Here is a 14,490-nt window from a genome sequence, read left to right as displayed (position 1 = left end):
CCGCCATTTTCCGCCCCGCTTCCTGGTACCCCCTCGCATGGAAATCAAGGTCAATTTTCTCGACAACCTCCGTCTCGAAGCCAAGTTCGACGACTTCACGGTGATCGCCGACCAGCCGATCCGCTACAAAGGCGATGGCTCGGCCCCGGGGCCGTTCGACTACTTCCTGGCGTCCTCGGCGCTGTGCGCGGCGTACTTCGTCAAGCTGTACTGCCAGACCCGCGACATCCCCACCGAGAACATCCGCCTGTCGCAGAACAACATCGTCGACCCGGAGAACCGCTACAACCAGATCTTCAAGATCCAGGTCGAGCTGCCCGAAGACATCAGCGACAAGGACCGCCAGGGCATCCTGCGCTCCATCGACCGCTGCACCGTGAAGAAAGTGGTGCAGACCGGCCCCGAGTTCATCATCGAACAGGTCGACAACCTCGACGCCGACGCCCAGGCGCTGCTGATGCCGGTGTCGGACAGCACCACCTACATCCCCGGCAAGGACCTGCCGCTGGAGCAGACCATCGCCAACATGTCGGCGATCCTCGCCAACCTGGGGATGAAGATCGAGATCGCCTCGTGGCGCAACATCGTGCCCAACGTGTGGTCGCTGCACGTGCGCGACGCGCAGTCGCCGATGTGCTTCACCAATGGCAAGGGCGCCACCAAGGAAGCCGCGCTGGCCTCGGCGCTGGGCGAGTTCATCGAGCGCCTGAACTGCAACTTCTTCTACAACGACCAGTTCTGGGGCGAGGACATCGCCAACGCGCCGTTCGTGCACTACCCCAACGAGCAGTGGTTCAAGCCCGGGCCCAAGGATGCGCTGCCAGAAGAAATTCTCGACCAGCACTGCCTGGCGATCTTCAACCCCGACGGCGAGCTGCGCGGCTCGCACCTGTACGACACCAACTCGGGCAACAAGGAACGCGGCATCTGCTCGCTGCCGTTCGTGCGCCAGTCCGACGCTGAGACGGTGTACTTCCCGTCCAACCTGATCGAGAACCTGTACCTGAGCAACGGCATGAGCGCCGGCAACACCCTGGCCGAAGCCCAGGTGCAGTGCCTGTCGGAGATCTTCGAGCGGGCGGTCAAGCGCGAGATCCTCGAAGACGAGCTGTGCCTGCCGGACGTGCCGCAGGAGGTGCTGGCCAAGTACCCAGGGATAGTCGCCGGTATCCAGGGGCTGGAAGAGCAGGGCTTCCCGGTGCTGGTCAAGGACGCTTCGCTGGGCGGTGAATTCCCGGTGATGTGCGTGACCCTGATGAACCCGCGCACCGGCGGCGTGTTCGCCTCGTTCGGCGCCCACCCAAGCTTCGAAGTGGCGCTGGAGCGCAGCCTCACCGAACTGCTGCAGGGCCGCAGCTTCGAAGGCCTGAACGACCTGCCGCAGCCGACCTTCGACAGCCTGGCAGTGGCCGAGCCGAACAACTTCGTCGAGCACTTCATCGACTCCAGCGGCGTGGTGTCGTGGCGCTTCTTCGGCGCCAAGCCCGACTACGAATTCGTCGAGTGGGACTTCAGCGGCCATGGCGAGGACTCCAACGTACAAGAGGCCGACACCTTGTTCGGCATCCTCCAGGACATGGGCAAGGAAGTGTACATGGCCGTGTACGACGACCTCGGCGCCACCGCTTGCCGCATCCTGGTGCCGGGCTACTCGGAGATCTACCCGGTCGAGGACCTGATCTGGGACAACACCAACCGCGCACTGGGTTTCCGCGCCGACATCCTCAACCTGCACAGCCTCGACAACCGCTCGCTGAAGCTGCTGCTCAAGCGCCTGGACAATGCCGAGGTGGATGACTACACCACCATCACCACGCTGATCGGCGTGGAGTTCGACGACAACACGGTGTGGGGCCAGTTGACCATCCTCGAGCTCAAGCTGCTGATCCAGCTGGCGGTGCAGCGCTTCGAAGAGGCCAAGGAACTGGTGGAAATGTTCCTGCAGTTCAACGACAACACCGTTGAGCGCGGGCTGTTCTACCAGGCGCTGAACGTGGTGCTGGAGGTGGTGCTGGACGACGAGCTGGAGATGGAAGATTACGAGCACAACTTCCGTCGCATGTTCGGCAACGAGCGCATGGACGCGGTGCTGGGCTCGGTGGATGGCAGCGTGCGCTTCCACGGCCTGACCCCGACCAGCATGAAGCTCGAAGGCCTGGACCGCCACCTGCGCCTGGTGGAGAGCTACAAGAAGCTGCATGCGGCGCGGGCGAAGGCGGCAGGGTTGCAGGGCTGATCAGCGAAAGCTGGCGCGATCGCCGGGTTTGGTCTTAGCTGTCCCGGGGCCGGCGGTTCATGCGTCGGCCATACCGAAGGACAGACCAGGACCAAGGAGGTCATGTTGAAAGGCAAACTGCTGGCGGCATCGCTGTTGCTGTGGATGTGCTCGATGACGGCGTACGCCGATTGCGCGGTGCTGGGGCCGCAACCGGACCCTTGCGCGGGGCCAGTGCTCGGCCCCACCGAGTGCGTCTGCCCCTGAGGCAAACAAGGAATGTTCGAAAAAGACCAGGAGGTCGAAAATGAAGAAGGTGCTGTTGGCTGTGCTGTTTTCCCTGGGTTTCTCGCTGACCGCCCAGGCCTCGTGCCCGGTGTTCGGGCCGGGTAAGGATCCGTGCGCAGGGCCGGTATTCGGGCCGTCTACCTGCCAATGCCCGTGAGTTCTGCATGGTAAGAATGGGGCTGCTTCGCAGCCCTTTTCTGGATGGTCCAATATTCCTTGGCAAGTTTGTAAAGCGTCCCAGCATAGCGCTCACCCTCAAAGCAAACCCGCCTACAATATTCAATTATTTGTGGCGTGCCGAAATAGACCATGCATGAAAGAAAATCATAATCAGTGTGCCGGCATTTAGCACTATTAGGTCCCGATAAAAATTGTCACCATAATCAATTTCCACGAAAAATGTCTTATCATCTTTCAAGATCAACATATAAAATGCCCCCATTGCAAAGCCATGCAAATGAGCTAGCACTTCCCGAAATACACTGCTATTTGCAGAGTGCAAATGCCGTCGAAGAAGTAGCGTTGATGCTACATCCGCCAGGGTCACTAGCGCAAATTCAAAGATGCTCACTTCTTAAGCTACTCATTGAGCTATTGTGTGGTCGCGCCATTTGTAAGTCCCTCCATAAAAACTGCAAATATACTCATCTGTTCCACTGCCATCTTTTTAGCAACGGAATAGTACTTGTAGAGCCTCAATGCATCCGCTTTTAGAGCAGGCCGAAGCAACGCCCCACCGACAGCGCTGCATCGGCAGACAATTAGGCTGGCGTACCCTCCCGCTCGGTACGCCCTAAACTTTTATAAACTTCACGATAGTCTTTTCTGGGCGGTCCCTGCATGCCATCTCCTCCTTCGTGGAATTATCTTGCATTCCCACGAAACGCCACCATGTCCTTGCTATTCGGCTGTGCCCAAAACTTTGGGTCAGTCAACGTTTCGTGAGGTCAAAGCCCAAATGTGGAAAAGGAACATTGCCGCAGTAAGGAAAACCACAAGCCAGAAACCGAAATCAGTTATAGAGTTATAGGGGAATCGGATAAGTCCCTCTCCGCTCATCATTTCAATATAAATGCCCCCCATGAAACCATTGAATAATGATGACCCTAAAAACTGCAGAAATTTGTCCAGCTTCTTGAAAATGAATCTATTAAGCAGCAAGCTGATTGCGATATCGCATGTCGCAAAAAGCCCCAGAAGCAGCAGCTTCATTCTTTGTACTCATCCACCCATTGCTTAATGGTCAGGCCAGATGTGGAAAGCTCGACTCCAAGCCCTCCCTTACCTAGCTGTCTTATTTTTCGCTCTTTGTCAGCATCCATATATCGATATAGCCGCCATGCATCTCGCTTTGGAACCTTTCGCCACAACGCCCGCCCCGACAGGAAAAGATCCGCCGTGTAGTAAGCGAGATTGCCATCCCGCTCGCTGTACCCCAGGCTCTTGGCCGCATTCTGATAGAACTCCCTCACAGGCCCGACCACATCAGTTCGACCTTCGTAGAGACCCCGGGCATTTTCGTAAAGGTTGTTACCTCCATGCATGATCAACGGAGCCCCGTGAATCACGCATGTGGAACCAAGACTCCCTATGCAGCTCCCTAACCCCTCAGCAAATTGCGAGACACCGCCAGCCATGCCTCCCAACTGGGTAAATATCCGCGACGCCTGCGAGTAAAGACTCTTCTTCTCGGCCTGAATCCGCTCAAGCCCTTGCTCCGGGGTGATGCGTCGCTCGTACACATCGTCCATCACCCGCCGCGCGTAATAAGCCAGTTCACGATTGAACTGCATCCGCAACCGCCGATCGCTCAGGTGTTTAGCACTAATCCCACAGCCATAGCTGATCAACCGAGACGCCGCCGCATTCACCTCCCAATACGCCTCATCCAGCCGCCCACCATATTCTTCGGCACGCTGGCTCATAGCTGCTCACCCCAGCTGGCGTACCCGGTGGTACCGGCGGCGTGGTGAATCCAGCTGATGGTCCGATAGCTGATCAGCAGCCGCTCCTCGGCGTCCTGATCGGTCAAGAGCACCGCATGGGGCACATCCATTTCCTGGCTGACGATCACCGCGCCCTCCAGCCTCACCGAGAAGTACTTCTCCCGATGGCCCGCCGGATGAATGCGGTACAGCTGGATATCGCAGTCGAGCACTTCCCGGCTGTCCACGGCCTGGGCCAGCAAGGGCGTGGACTTGTCGATGAGCTTGGTGACCTCAACGGGCTGGTGGGTGCCGCGCTGGGTGTTGTCCGGGTTGGAAATGCCGTGGCTGAACGACATCACCATGATCTCGTCCTGGTGCGCGACCTGGCACCTGTTGCCGATGGACGCCTGGGTATTGCAGCCTGACGAAATCAAACCTTGCCGCTTGCCGGTGATGCTCATGTATCCGTTGAAAGCCATGGGCTGCACTCCTTGTAGAGAAAGGATTGCAGCCTACGAAAACACTCAGGGCGTGTATGCCGGGCGCCTCTGAATTATTCGGCCTTCGCGGAACGCTTTGTTTATCGAGCCTGGGTGCTGCGGGCTTCGCCCGTGTTCGCGGGTCAAGCCCGCTCCCACAGGGATCGCGCTAGCTTTAGCAGTTGAGCAAGACAGTTGCTCCTGCAGGGGGGCTTCTGGCCAAGGGTTATGTCGCTCCCCGTCACCGCGCACGTCGCATTCAGACAAGCACGCGTCTTTGCCAATCTGCTCCCGCCACCGGCAAAGCCGAATAATTGATCCATCGGTCAACCCTGCGCCACGGGCTGGCTGGCGCGACACCTACGAGTAAGCAGCCTCGTCTCACAATTCCAACGCTGCGGCGCCCCGTGCCCCGGACCACCGGCAGGCATACATAACTAGAAAACCCGAACAACCCCCAACGTGTGCCTTGCCGTCGACGGCCTGCGTGCGCGTGCTTGTGAGACTTGACTGCCATGATCGCTACCACCGTTTCTGCCGCCGATTCGTCGGGCGGCCACCGCAATGCGTTGCTCGTCGCCCATATCGCTGCCGTGCTGTTTGGCCTTACCGGCATCCTTGGCGCACTGATCGAGGCCGATGCCAGCCTGATCACTTTCGGCCGCGCCACCTTCGCCTTCATCGCCCTGGGCTTTGTCGCCGGGCTCAAGGGCACGCGCCTGCTCGATGCGCTGAAGTGGCGCAATCTGCCGGTACTGGCCGTGACTGGTGGCTTGCTCGCCGCCCACTGGCTGACCTTCTTCGTGGCGGTCAAGGTCGGCGGCGTGGCCGTGGCCACGCTTGGCTTCGCCAGCTTCCCGGCGTTCATCGCGCTGATCGACGTGGCGGTGTTCCGCGAGCGCATCGGTGCGGTCGAGACCCTGTTGCTGCTGATGGTCACGGCCGGCCTGGTGCTGGTGGTGCCCTCGTTCGACCTGCTCGACAGCGGCACCGTCGGCCTGCTGTGGGGCCTGGCCTCGGGCCTGGCGTTCGCCCTGCTGGCGGTGGCCAACCGCCGTCGCCCGGCGGGCATGAACGCCCTGCAGGTGTCGTTCTGGCAGAACCTGGTGGTGGCGATCGTCGTGGCGCCGCTGGCCTTCAGCCACCTGGCCACCAGCAGCCTGAGCGCCTCGGACTGGATCAACCTGGCGCTGCTGGGGGTGTTCTGCACCGGGCTTTCGCAGTTCCTGTTCGTCAAGAGCCTGGACGGGCTCCAGGCGCGCACCGCGGGCATGATCATCGCCCTGGAGCCGGTGTACGCCATTGCCTGCGCCTGGTGGCTGTTCGGCGAACAGCCGTCGCTGCGCATGGCGGCGGGCGCGGCGCTGATCGTGCTGGCCACGGTGTGCTGCGCCTGGCGCAAGGCACCTAGCCACTGAGCCGGCAATACCCTCTACCTGCCCGGGCGCGCATGGTTTATGGTGCCAGGCTGCAATCTGGAGGGTAACGACATGGACATCGACAAACTGCACGGCCGCCTGGAGTTCCTGCGCCAGGCGGAGCAACTCAAAAGCGTGCTCAGAAGCGCGCACACTTCGTCCGGGCGGGCCGAGAGCACCGCCGAGCACACCTGGCGCCTGTGCCTGATGGCCATGACCTTCGCCGACGAACTGGCCGGCCTGGACCTGCTCAAGGTGCTCAGGATGTGTGTCATCCATGACCTGGGCGAAGCCATCCATGGTGATATCCCGGCCATCAGCAAGCATGCGTTCCCCGACAAGAGCGAGCAGGAACGCACCGACCTGAAGACGTTGCTGTCCAGCCTGGACGCGCCGCTGCAGGCCGAGCTGCTGGCGCTGTGGGAAGACTACGAAGCCGCCGCCTCGCCGGAAGCCCAGGCGGTGAAGGCGCTGGACAAACTCGAAACCCTGCTGCAGCACAACCAGGGCCGCAACCCGCCGGATTTCGACTACGCCTTCAACCTGAGCTACGGCAAGCGCTACACGGCGGCCACCCCGCTGTTCGCGGCACTGCGCCAGCTGATCGACGCCGACACCCGCTGCAATCTGCAGCTGAACCTCAACATCCGTGACGAGCAGCCCGGCGATATCGACGCCATCAGCCGGCTGACCGAGGCGGCTTTCGCCAACGCCGAACATAGCAGCCACACCGAGCAGTTCATCGTCACGGCGCTACGCAAGGCCGGGCAGCTCACGGTGTCGCTGGTTGCCGAGGAGGGTGGGGCGCTGGTCGGCCATGTCGCCATTTCCCCGGTGACGATTACATCCGGCGCCAACGGTTGGTTCGGCCTGGGGCCGATTTCCGTGGCGCTGTCGCGCCAGGGCCAGGGCATTGGTACGGCCTTGATGCAGGCCGCGTTGGCCGAGCTGCGGCGTCTGGGCGGCCAGGGCTGTGTGGTGCTGGGTGATCCGGCTTACTACGGGCGTTTCGGCTTCAAGGCCGAGCCGGCGCTGGTGCTGCCCGGTGTGCCGGCGCAGTACTTCCAGGCCCTCGCCCTGGCCGGGCCGGTACCCAGCGGTCAGGTGAGCTATCACCCGGCGTTCGAAGCACAGGCCTGAGCGCGCCCGCGCAGGGTGGCACGGGCTTCGCCCGTGTTCGCGGGGCAAGCCCGCTCCCACAGGGATCGCGCTAGCTTTAGCAGTTGAGTAAGACAGTTGCTCCTACAAAGAACATGCAATGCCTGCGAGCGATCAGCTGCTTCCCATGGCCGATTGCTGCAACCACTCGATCAGCACCTGCAACCGCCGTGGCATCGGCTCGTGGGGCGGGTGCACCAGGTAATAGCCGCAGCGGTCCGCCGCGACGAAGTCGCCAAACGGCAATATCAGCTCGCCGTTGCCGATACGTGTCTTGACCAACTGTTCACGGCCAATGGCGATGCCGGCATGGTTCACCGCCGCCAGGCTGCACAGGTCGGAGCGGTCGAAGGTGAGGAAGCGCTCCGGCAGCGGCACATCCAGCGCCATGCGCTGTAACCACGCGCGCCACTCGGCATCGTGCGCCGCGTTGTCCCAGGCCGCGACATCGTGCAGCAAGGTACAGCCGCCCAACCCCTGGATACCGCCCTGCAGCCCATGGCGCCGGGCGTATTCGGGCGAGCACACCGGCGCGATGCGCTCCGCCATCAGCGGCGTGCTGACCAGCCCCGGGTAATGCCCGTCCGAATAGCACAGCGCCAGGTCGACCTTGCGGGTGCGGTAGTCGATGCTCTCGTTGCCGACGCGGATGTCTAGCTGGATATCCGGGTACTGCACCGTGAACTCGGCCAGCCGCGGCACCAGCCAGCACTGCGCCACCGATGGCCGCACATACAAGGTCAGTTGCCCGGCCACCTGGCCATGGGCGCGCTCGCGTACGGCTTCAGACAGCGCATCCATGGTGCGCTGCATGATCTGGAACACGCGCTCGCCATCCTCGGTAAGCGTGACCTTGCGCGGCAAACGGTGGAACAGCTTGAGCGCCAGCTGTTGCTCCAGCCGGCCGATCCGATGGCTCACCGCGCTGGCGGTCAGGCACAGCTCGTCGGCCGCCCGGGCAAAACTCAGGTGCCGGGCCGCCACCAGAAAGGTGTGCAGGTTGGCCAGGTGCGCGCCATTGAGTTTCGGCGCGAGCGGGTGGGCGGGGGCGGGCATGGGCGTTCCTCTTCAGCTGCGCGCTTTGGTGAGGTAAGCGGCATATTCGTCGGCAGGCACCATGCTGCCGCCAGTGCCCCAGACCAGGTGCGTGGCCTTGGCCATGCGTGCAGGCGTCAACCCATTGCACTGCAGGTACTGCGCCGCGCCCAGCACCTGCAGCAGGCCCGGCACGCCGGCCAGCGCCGAGGGCTCCAGGCGCGCCTGCTCAAGGTCGTGGGCCAGGGCCAGCAGGCGATACAGTTCTTCATCGGTGACGGTGTAGTAGCCATCGATCAGCCGCTGCATGGCCTTGCCGACGAACCCGGAAGGCCGGCCCACCGCCAGGCCATCGGCGGCGGTGAGGTTGTCGATGCCGAAGTCCTGCACGCTGACCGCGTCGTGCAGCCCGGTGTACACCCCCAGCAGCATGCACGGCGAGTGGGTCGGTTCGGCGAACAGGCAATGCACATGATCACCGAATACCAGCTTCAAGCCGAACGCCACGCCGCCAGGCCCGCCGCCCACGCCGCAGGGCAGGTAGACGAACAGCGGGTGTTCGGCATCCACGCAGATTTGCGCTTGTGCGAACTGCCTGGCCAGGCGCTCGGCGGCTACGGCGTAGCCGAGGAACAGGTGCGGCGAGTTCTCGTCGTCGACGAAGTAGCAGGCCGGGTCAGCTTCGGCTTGTTGCCGCCCTTGCTCCACCGCCACGCTGTAGTCCGAGGCGTATTCGATCACCGTCACGCCATGGCTGCGTAGTTTGTCCTTCTTCCACTGACGGGCATCGGCCGACATATGCACGGTCGCCTGGAAGCCCAGCCGGGCGCCCATGATGCCGATGGACAGACCCAGGTTGCCGGTGGAGCCGACGGCCACTTTGTACTGCCCGAAGAACGCCCGGGCTTGGTCACTGGCTAGCGCCCGGTAGTCGCTGTCCAGGGTGATCAGCCCGGCAGCCAGTGCCAGGTTTTCGGCATGCTTGAGCACTTCGTGGATACCGCCACGGGCCTTGATCGAACCGGAAATCGGCAGCTCGCTGTCGGCCTTGAGCCACAATGCGCCGCTGGGCGGCAGGCCGGCCTCCTGCAGCAGGGCGCGCTGCAGGTTGGGCAGCGGGCGGATCGGCGACTCGATGATGCCGCCGCTGGCCGCCGTTTCCGGGAACACCGTGGCCAGGTAGGGCGCGAAGCGCGCGAGGCGGGCGCTGGCGGCGGCAACGTCGCTGGCGTCCAGGCCGACATCGTGCAGCGCCTGGGCGGCCGGGGCGATGCCGGGGTTGAACCAGCGGGTCGGCTGCAAGGCCACCAGTTCGCGGATCAGGGGGTGGCTCTGGCACCAGGCTTCAAGCGTTTTTCCGAGAATCATGGGTAGTTCCTGGGTTGTTCCGTGCGAGGTGTCGTTATTCTCGCGAATTAGAGCGTAGCGCCACGGGGCCGGACAAACGATCGATCGTCAGGCCATGCATGACCGGGTGTCATGTGTCAGTGGTGGTCAAACCACCGCCTTGCGTAGCGGCACTTCACGCAGCAGCCAGCTCAGTGCGAAGGCCAGGCAGGTGACCAGGCAGGCAACGAGGAACACCCCATGCATCGCCCCGGAGAAGGCGGCGAGGTAGGCCTGTTGCAGGGGCGCGGCCAGCGCATGCACCTGCTCGGGGGACAGGCTGGTCGGCGCCGGGCTATCGGCCGGGAACGCCTGCGCCAGGCGTTCGAGCAGCGCATGGGAGAACAGGGCGCCGAACACCGACACGCCGATGGCGCCGCCGATCGACCGGAACAGCGTCGCCCCCGAGGTGGCCACGCCCATGTGGCGCGGCTCGACGCTGTTCTGCACGGCCAGCACCAGCACTTGCATGACCATCCCCAGGCCCGCGCCGAGCAAGCCCATGTACAGGTTCATCACCGCCATCGGCGTGTGCTCGTCGAGCCGGCTGAGCAAGGCCAGGGCAATCGCCTGCAGCAAGGTGCCGAGGATCGGGAACATCCGGTAGCGCCCCCAGCGGCTGATCAGCCGCCCGGTGATGGCCGACACCACCAGCAGCCCGCCCATCAGCGGCAGCATCTGCAGCCCGGCACTGGTCGGCGTGGCGTTTTTCACCACCTGCAGGTACAGCGGCAGGAAGGTCACCGAGCCGAACAGCGACATGCCGACGATGAAGCCGATCAGCCCGGCCAGGGCGAAGGTGCGGTGACGGAACAGGTGCAGCGGCATGATCGGCTCGGCGGCCCGGCGCTGTTCATGGATGAAGCCCACCAGGCCGATCAGCGCGAACAGCGCCAGGCACAGGATGTCGAGGGAGCCCCACGCCAGCAGGTTGCCGCCAAGGCTGGTGATCAGCACCACGCAGGCCAGGGTCAGGGTGAGGAAGCACGCGCCAAGGTAGTCGATCACATGCTTCACCCGCGCCACGTGCGGGCGGAACACGCTGCCGATCACCAGCAGCGCCAGCAGGCCCAGGGGCAGGTTGATGTAGAAGATCCAGCGCCACGACAGCTGCTCGACCAGAAAACCACCGATCAGCGGCCCGACCACCGTGGCCAGGCCGAACACGCCGCCGAACAGGCCCTGGTAGCGACCACGCTCGGCGGGTGGGATCACATCGCCGATGGCCGCCATCGCCACCACCATCAGCCCGCCACCGCCCAGCCCCTGCAAGGCGCGCAGCAGCACCAGCTCGGTCATGTTCTGGGCCATGCCGCACAGTGCCGAGCCCATCAGGAACAGCACGATGGCCACCTGCAACACGCGCTTGCGGCCATACAGGTCGCCGAACTTGCCGTAAAGCGGCACCACCACGGTGGAGGCCAGCAGGTAGGCGGTGACCACCCAGGACAACCAGCGCAGCCCGCCCAGTTCGCTGACGATGGTGGGCAGGGCGGTGGAGACGATGGTCTGGTCCAGCGCAGCGAGGAACATCACCAGCAGCAGGGCGCCGAGCAGCAAGGGGATCGGCGGGTGGGCATCGCGTTCGAGCGCAGTGGATGAGGTGGTCATGGGTTGGCCTGGGCGAGGGGAGATTGGCATGGGCATCGGTTCAGCGACCTTGGCCGGCATCGCGCAGGCCGGCGAGGGCGAAGCGGTAAAGCTGCTCGCAGACTTGGGCGGGGGGCATGCCGAGGATTTCCTGCACGGCCCCGGAGCCGCCACGCGGGCCGATCAGCAGCATCGCCCAGGGGGCGGTGACGCAGAGGATGCAGCGGGTCAGGGCTGGGTCGTCGAGGGCGAGGCCGCTGATCTCGCTGAACAGCCCCTTGAGCAGCATGAGTTTTTGCGGCGCCGTGCCCTGCAAGGCCTGGCCATGGCTGCTGGGGGTGAGCAGTTCGGCGGCAAGCACCCGCAGGTGCCAGCTGCCCCGGCCTGAACTGGCCTTGTGCACCACCTGCTCGATCAGTGCGCGCAGTTTGTCCGTGGCCGGCTGAGGTGCCTGGAGGATGCGTTGCAGGTTGCTGATGTCGAGGAAGCGCCGGCGCGCTTCGTCGAGCACCGCCAGGTACAGGCCGTTGCGGCTGCCGAAGTGGTAGTTGATCGAGGCCAGGTCGACCTCGGCCTTGGCGGCCACCGCCTTGTTGCTGGACTCGGCGAAACCCTGGGCGGCAAACAGCTCGCCGGCGGCTTCGAGAATGCGCGTGCGGGTGGCTTCACCGTCCTTGCGTGGTTCGCGGGGGGCTGTGGCCATGGTCGGGCTCCGAGGGTGGGTCGTGGGCGGAGCTTGCGCGGGTCTAAATTTAAATTCAATTTAAATTTATTTCAGGGTGACGAGAGGTCGCTGCCCGGCGGCCTTGCAGGGTGCAGACGGGCCTATTCTGTCAGTCGGCACTTCAATCGAGTGGAGGTGGAACATGCGATCAGTCACATGGGGCTGCCTGCTGTTGCTGCTGGCGGCAGCGGCCCAGGCCCAGACCGTCACGCCGCTCAAGGGCCAGAGCAGCCAGCAGATGCAGCAGGACATGGCCGACTGCAATAGTGTCGCCAGCAGTTCGACGACTGGCAGTGCGCATGTCGGTGGTCGGGTCAAGGGTGCCGCCGCCGGGGCGGTGGCGGGCGCTGCGGGTGCCCAGGTGCGCGGCAACCAGCACGACGAGGTATACGACCGCATGAGCGACGACGCCAAGCAGCAGTACCGGCAGAATCGTGCCGGCGAAACGGCTGCCGCCGGTGCCGCGGTGGGTGGCATGCGTCAACGCCAGGAGCGTCGTCAGGACCGCCGCGGCCAGGGCGAGGCCCAGGCGAGTGCCTATAGTGGTTGCCTGCAGGGGCGGGGGTATCAGGTCAGCCCTTGAGCCCGGCGATCACTTCGGCGGCGGTGGTGACCTGGCCAAAGTGGTGTTGCCACAGGCTGATGCCCAGCTGCCCCGAGCGGTCCAGCGAAGAGCCCATGGTGAGGTCGGTGATCAGGGTCGGGCACAGCCCCGCATCGAACAGGGCGAAGCCTGCGGCCAGCACGCAGGTTTCGGTCTGCAGGCCGCACACCAGCACGCGCTCGACACCCAGGCCCTTGAGGTACTCGAGGGTTTCGGCGGTTTGCCCGTAGCCGTGCTTGACGAACACCTTGTCGGCCTCGACCAGCGCCACGTCCTCGCTGGCCGGGTGCCAGCCGAGCTGGCGCTGGAACGGCGTGGCCTGTTCGTCGTGCAGTTCGATCGAGGCGACGGTGGGGATGTGTGCCGACAGCGCGCGGATGCCGTCCACCAGCTTTTCCGAAGGGCTGAAGGTGGATTGCACGTCGACGATGAGCAGGGCTTGCCGCATGAATGGGTCCGGTCCGGGTTGCAGGGGCGAGGAGTATAACGTCGTGCCGCGATCACCGCCGAAGGCTTCTATGCTGATCCTATTCTGTGGCAAAACCCTGTGGCTTCACCTGGCATTTCGCGAGCAACGGCTTCTGCCAGCCGCTGTGCGACGGCATGCCCCGGCGTTACACTCGTCGGCTTTTTTGCAGCGAGGGAATGCATATGCAGCGCATCGTGATACTGGGCAATTCCGGTAGCGGCAAATCGACCCTGGCACGGGCCATCGGCGAGCGCTTTGGGTTGCCGGTGGTGCACCTGGATCGGTTGTTCTGGTCGCCGGGCTGGGTGGAGCCGGAGGCCGAGGTGTTCCGTGAGCAGGTGCGCTCGGCGCTGGCGCAGGATGCGTGGGTGTGCGAGGGCAACTATTCGCGGCGAACGTTCGACCTGCGGTTGCCGCGGGCGGACTTGATCATCTGGCTGGATACGCCGCGCTGGGTGTGCCTGAAGCGGGTGGTGCTGCGGTCGTTGAGCCGGCGGCCGCGGGCTGACTTGCCGGCTGGCTGCAGTGAGCGGTTGAACTGGGAGTTCGTGCAGTTCTTGAAGTTTGTCTGGGGGTTCGATGGGGCCTACCGGCGGGGGATCGAGGCGATGCGGGTGGCGATTGGGCCTGGGGTGCCTGTGGTGCATTTGCGGGGGCGGCGGGAGATTGCGGGGTTTCTTGGGGAGGTGGATGGGGCTGGGGGGAGGGGGGTAATTAGTGATGGGATGCAGGGGCGGCGTTCGGTTTGATGGCGAGATTTTGTCGTTAGATATTTTGCGGTTAGGTTGTTAATCAGTTAATTAGTTAATTAGTTAATTAGTTAATTAGTTAATTAGTTAATTAGTTAATTAGTTAATTAGTTAATTAGTTAATTAGTTAATTAGTTAATTTGTTAATTGGTTAATTGGTTAATTGGTTAATTGGTTAATTGGTTAATTGGTTAATTGGTTAATTGGTTAATTGGTTAATTGGTTAATTGGTTAATTGGTTAATTGGTTAAATGGTTGATTGGTTGTTCTGTCGTTTGGTTGGTTGGCTGTTTTTATATTTGTATGTGCATTCATTTGCGATGTCGACGTGTAGTCACCTTTCCGCCCTTACGGCGGGTTACTTTTTTTCTTGGAAAAAAGTAACCAAAAACCGCTCGCTCCATTCATACGGCCCTCCGCTGCGCTCCGGGTCCCTTCGCTCCGGCT

15 protein-coding genes and 1 pseudogene are annotated in these 14,490 nt (G+C 62.9%); 8 read left to right on the top strand and 8 right to left on the bottom strand.

Going from position 1 to position 14,490, the window contains the following annotated elements; translation table 11 throughout:
- The first annotated feature begins 37 nt into the window (after positions 1 to 37).
- The 3 genes from ACQ4N9_RS19420 to ACQ4N9_RS19410 all read left to right on the top strand — a co-directional run bounded on the left by ACQ4N9_RS19420 (position 38) and on the right by ACQ4N9_RS19410 (position 2,660).
- Positions 38 to 2,236 (top strand): OsmC domain/YcaO domain-containing protein, encoded by a 2,199-nt coding sequence (locus tag ACQ4N9_RS19420; protein ID WP_430933515.1) that lies wholly within the window; start codon positions 38 to 40, stop codon positions 2,234 to 2,236.
- A gap of 105 nt (positions 2,237 to 2,341) precedes the next feature.
- Positions 2,342 to 2,482, top strand: coding sequence for a PA0050 family protein (locus ACQ4N9_RS19415; protein ID WP_110995256.1), 141 nt, complete (start codon positions 2,342 to 2,344; stop codon positions 2,480 to 2,482).
- Positions 2,483 to 2,522: 40 nt separating this feature from the next.
- Complete coding sequence (locus ACQ4N9_RS19410) at positions 2,523 to 2,660, top strand: PA0050 family protein (protein WP_167409849.1); 138 nt, start codon at positions 2,523 to 2,525, stop codon at positions 2,658 to 2,660.
- Positions 2,661 to 3,430: 770 nt separating this feature from the next.
- On the opposite strand, the gene ACQ4N9_RS19405 is transcribed toward ACQ4N9_RS19410, so the two are convergent.
- The 3 genes from ACQ4N9_RS19405 to ACQ4N9_RS19395 are packed head-to-tail and all read right to left on the bottom strand — an operon-like array spanning position 3,431 to position 4,910.
- Positions 3,431 to 3,715 carry a hypothetical protein gene (locus ACQ4N9_RS19405; protein WP_390967926.1) on the bottom strand — a complete coding sequence of 95 codons (285 nt, stop codon included), beginning with the start codon at positions 3,713 to 3,715 and terminating at the stop codon, positions 3,431 to 3,433.
- Positions 3,712 to 4,428, bottom strand: coding sequence for a DUF4225 domain-containing protein (locus tag ACQ4N9_RS19400; protein ID WP_390967927.1), 717 nt, complete (start codon positions 4,426 to 4,428; stop codon positions 3,712 to 3,714). Before ACQ4N9_RS19400 ends, ACQ4N9_RS19405 begins: the two co-directional genes overlap by 4 nt.
- Positions 4,425 to 4,910 (bottom strand): Hcp family type VI secretion system effector, encoded by a 486-nt coding sequence (locus ACQ4N9_RS19395; RefSeq protein ID WP_390967928.1) that lies wholly within the window; start codon positions 4,908 to 4,910, stop codon positions 4,425 to 4,427. Before ACQ4N9_RS19395 ends, ACQ4N9_RS19400 begins: the two co-directional genes overlap by 4 nt.
- A 515-nt stretch (positions 4,911 to 5,425) precedes the next feature.
- Here ACQ4N9_RS19395 and ACQ4N9_RS19390 point away from each other — a divergent pair.
- The 3 genes and pseudogenes from ACQ4N9_RS19390 to ACQ4N9_RS19380 all read left to right on the top strand — a co-directional run bounded on the left by ACQ4N9_RS19390 (position 5,426) and on the right by ACQ4N9_RS19380 (position 7,468).
- Positions 5,426 to 6,328, top strand: a complete 903-nt coding sequence (locus ACQ4N9_RS19390; RefSeq protein ID WP_390967929.1) for a DMT family transporter — start codon at positions 5,426 to 5,428, stop codon at positions 6,326 to 6,328.
- A 72-nt stretch (positions 6,329 to 6,400) separates the two neighbouring features.
- Positions 6,401 to 6,958, top strand: a pseudogene (locus ACQ4N9_RS19385) (HD domain-containing protein); the annotation flags it as partial.
- A 3-nt stretch (positions 6,959 to 6,961) separates the two neighbouring features.
- Positions 6,962 to 7,468, top strand: coding sequence for a GNAT family N-acetyltransferase (locus tag ACQ4N9_RS19380; protein WP_390967938.1), 507 nt, complete (start codon positions 6,962 to 6,964; stop codon positions 7,466 to 7,468).
- Positions 7,469 to 7,600: 132 nt separating this feature from the next.
- On the opposite strand, the gene dsdC is transcribed toward ACQ4N9_RS19380, so the two are convergent.
- The 4 genes from dsdC to ACQ4N9_RS19360 all read right to left on the bottom strand — a co-directional run bounded on the left by dsdC (position 7,601) and on the right by ACQ4N9_RS19360 (position 12,200).
- Complete coding sequence (gene dsdC / locus ACQ4N9_RS19375) at positions 7,601 to 8,542, bottom strand: DNA-binding transcriptional regulator DsdC (protein ID WP_390967930.1); 942 nt, start codon at positions 8,540 to 8,542, stop codon at positions 7,601 to 7,603.
- A 12-nt stretch (positions 8,543 to 8,554) separates the two neighbouring features.
- Positions 8,555 to 9,889, bottom strand: coding sequence for a D-serine ammonia-lyase (locus tag ACQ4N9_RS19370; RefSeq protein ID WP_390967931.1), 1,335 nt, complete (start codon positions 9,887 to 9,889; stop codon positions 8,555 to 8,557).
- Positions 9,890 to 10,015: 126 nt separating this feature from the next.
- Positions 10,016 to 11,518 (bottom strand): MDR family MFS transporter, encoded by a 1,503-nt coding sequence (locus ACQ4N9_RS19365; RefSeq protein ID WP_390967932.1) that lies wholly within the window; start codon positions 11,516 to 11,518, stop codon positions 10,016 to 10,018.
- Between the two features lie 40 nt (positions 11,519 to 11,558).
- On the bottom strand, positions 11,559 to 12,200 hold the full coding sequence (locus ACQ4N9_RS19360) for a TetR/AcrR family transcriptional regulator (RefSeq protein ID WP_390967933.1): 642 nt from the start codon (positions 12,198 to 12,200) through the stop codon (positions 11,559 to 11,561).
- A gap of 163 nt (positions 12,201 to 12,363) precedes the next feature.
- Between ACQ4N9_RS19360 and ACQ4N9_RS19355 the strand changes: the two genes are divergently transcribed.
- Complete coding sequence (locus tag ACQ4N9_RS19355; protein WP_258706271.1) at positions 12,364 to 12,804, top strand: YMGG-like glycine zipper-containing protein; 441 nt, start codon at positions 12,364 to 12,366, stop codon at positions 12,802 to 12,804.
- Here ACQ4N9_RS19355 and ACQ4N9_RS19350 read toward each other — a convergent pair.
- Positions 12,794 to 13,273 (bottom strand): cysteine hydrolase family protein, encoded by a 480-nt coding sequence (locus ACQ4N9_RS19350; protein WP_110995253.1) that lies wholly within the window; start codon positions 13,271 to 13,273, stop codon positions 12,794 to 12,796. The two genes, ACQ4N9_RS19355 and ACQ4N9_RS19350, sit on opposite strands and share 11 nt — an antisense overlap.
- Before the next feature lie 203 nt (positions 13,274 to 13,476).
- Here ACQ4N9_RS19350 and ACQ4N9_RS19345 point away from each other — a divergent pair, with 203 nt between their 5' ends.
- Positions 13,477 to 14,043, top strand: coding sequence for an AAA family ATPase (locus ACQ4N9_RS19345; protein WP_390967934.1), 567 nt, complete (start codon positions 13,477 to 13,479; stop codon positions 14,041 to 14,043).
- Positions 14,044 to 14,490: the final 447 nt, after the last annotated feature.

Origin of the sequence: Pseudomonas sp. ES1 (assembly GCF_050586605.1) — a bacterium.
Classification (GTDB): domain Bacteria; phylum Pseudomonadota; class Gammaproteobacteria; order Pseudomonadales; family Pseudomonadaceae; genus Aquipseudomonas; species Aquipseudomonas sichuanensis.
This window is presented reverse-complemented; position numbering and strand designations above follow the sequence as displayed.